The sequence below is a fragment of the Pleomorphomonas carboxyditropha genome (genome assembly GCF_002770725.1).
GTDB lineage: Bacteria > Pseudomonadota > Alphaproteobacteria > Rhizobiales > Pleomorphomonadaceae > Pleomorphomonas > Pleomorphomonas carboxyditropha.
Window position 1 is genome coordinate 1 of the sequence record NZ_NQVN01000056.1, and the last position, 2,500, is coordinate 2,500.

The window sequence follows — 2,500 nt, forward strand, 5'->3', positions numbered from 1 at the left end:
CTTTGCAGGCCTGGCGGCGACCTACTCTCCCGCGTCTTGAGACGGAGTACCATTGGCGCTGGGGAGTTTCACGGCCGAGTTCGGGATGGGATCGGGTGCATTTCTCCCCGCCATGACCACCAGGCCGGCGAAGGGCAAGAGCTCATGGCCGGGCGTTGGCCTGGTCATGAGCGTAAGATCATCTGGTCTTTGGCGACGGCTTGCGGCCGTCGGATCGTGAAGTTGTGTCCTGTGTCATCTTTTGGATGGACAGGGATAATGAGAGCGATCAAGCCGATCGAGCTATTAGTACCGGTAAGCTTCACGCATTGCTGCGCTTCCACACCCGGCCTATCGACGTGGTGGTCTTCCACGGCTCTGATAGGGAGCACTGGTTTTGAGGTTCGTTTCCCGCTTAGATGCCTTCAGCGGTTATCGAGTCCATACGTAGCTACCCTGCAATGCGGCTGGCGCCACAACAGGTCCACCAGAGGTATGTCCATCCCGGTCCTCTCGTACTAGGGACAGATCCTCTCAATACTCCTACACCCACGGCAGATAGGGACCGAACTGTCTCACGACGTTCTGAACCCAACTCACGTACCACTTTAATCGGCGAACAGCCGAACCCTTGGGACCTTCTCCAGCCCCAGGATGTGATGAGTCGACATCGAGGTGCCAAACGATGCCGTCGATATGGACTCTTGGGCATCATCAGCCTGTTATCCCCGGCGTACCTTTTATCCGTTGAGCGATGGCCCGTCCACGAGGGACCACCGGATCACTATGGCCGTCTTTCGACTCTGCTCGACGTGTCAGTCTCGCAGTCAGGCAGGCTTATGCCATTGCACTCGTCGACCGATTTCCGACCGGTCTGAGCCTACCTTCGCGCGCCTCCGTTACTCTTTGGGAGGCGACCGCCCCAGTCAAACTACCCACCACACACTGTCCCGGACCCGGATGACGGGCCGCGGTTAGACAGTCATGACGATAAGGGTGGTATTTCAAGGATGGCTCCATCTGAGCTGGCGCCCAAACTTCATAGCCTACCACCTATCCTACACATGCCGACACGAATGCCAGTGTGAAGCTATAGTAAAGGTGCACGGGGTCTTTCCGTCTGACCGCAGGAACCCCGCATCTTCACGGGGAATTCAATTTCACTGAGCCTGTGCTGGAGACAGCGGGGAAGTCGTTACGCCATTCGTGCAGGTCGGAACTTACCCGACAAGGAATTTCGCTACCTTAGGACCGTTATAGTTACGGCCGCCGTTTACCGGGGCTTCAATTCGGAGCTTGCACCCCTCCTCTTAACCTTCCGGCACCGGGCAGGCGTCAGACCCTATACGTCGCCTTAGCGGCTTCGCAGAGCCCTGTGTTTTTGTTAAACAGTCGCCACCCCCTAGTCTGTGCCCCCCGATATCGGTTGCCCGATACCGGGGCCTCCTTCTCCCGAAGTTACGGAGGCAATTTGCCGAGTTCCTTCAGCACAATTCGCTCAACGCCTTGGTATGCTCTACCAGTCCACCTGTGTCGGTTTCGGGTACGGTCTGATGCAGGGGCTATTTCCTGGAACGCTGAGACCGCATCCCCAATCCGTTAAGGGAACACGATCCTTCGCATCCGTCACCACCTGCTGGCTGAGGACTATTCACCTCATTCCCATCGACTACGCCTGTCGGCCTCGCCTTAGGGACCGGCTAACCCTGCGAAGACTAGCTTTACGCAGGAACCCTTGGACTTTCGGCGAGGGTGCTTCTCACACCCTTAGCGTTACTCATGTCAGCATTCTCACTTCCGATACCTCCAGAGGTCCTCACAGATCCTCCTTCGCAGGCCTACGGAACGCTCCGCTACCGCGTGTCACAAGGACACACCCATAGTTTCGGTGCACGGCTTGAGCCCCGTTACATTGTCCGCGCAGGAACCCTTGTCTAGACCAGTGAGCTGTTACGCTTTCTTTAAATGATGGCTGCTTCTAAGCCAACATCCTGGTTGTTTTGGGATTCCCACATCGTTTCACACTTAGCCGTGACTTCGGGACCTTAACTGATGGTCAGGGTTGTTTCCCTCTTCACGACGGACGTTAGCACCCGCCGTGTGTCTGCCGGATAGTACTCTCGGGTATTCGGAGTTTGCTTAAGATCGGTAAGTCTGTAGGACCCCCTAGCCTATGCAGTGCTCTACCCCCCGAGGTATTCATCCGACGCTCTACCTAAATAGATTTCGCGGAGAACCAGCTATTTCGAGGTTTGATTGGCCTTTCACCCCTAGTCACAAGTCATCCCCGACTTTTTCAACAGGCGTGGGTTCGGCCCTCCAGTGCGTGTTACCGCACCTTCAGCCTGCTCATGACTAGATCACCTCGTTTCGGGTCTAATCCGTCGAACTGAACGCCCTGTTCAGACTCGCTTTCGCTGCGCCTACACCTAACGGCTTAAGCTCGCTCGACAGACTAAGTCGCTGACCCATTATACAAAAGGTACGCCGTCAGCATTGCAGCCTCCGACTGTTTGTAGGC

The 2,500-nt window shown here is 56.2% G+C and carries 2 rRNA genes (1 of these 2 cut by a window edge); both read right to left on the bottom strand.

The features are described from left to right. Positions 1–8: 8 nt before the first annotated feature. Positions 9–124: ribosomal RNA gene (rrf, locus tag CJ014_RS27110) — 5S ribosomal RNA — on the bottom strand. 140 nt (positions 125–264) lie between these two features. Continuing rightward, positions 265–2,500 (bottom strand): 23S ribosomal RNA (locus CJ014_RS27115); it runs 594 nt beyond the window's last position.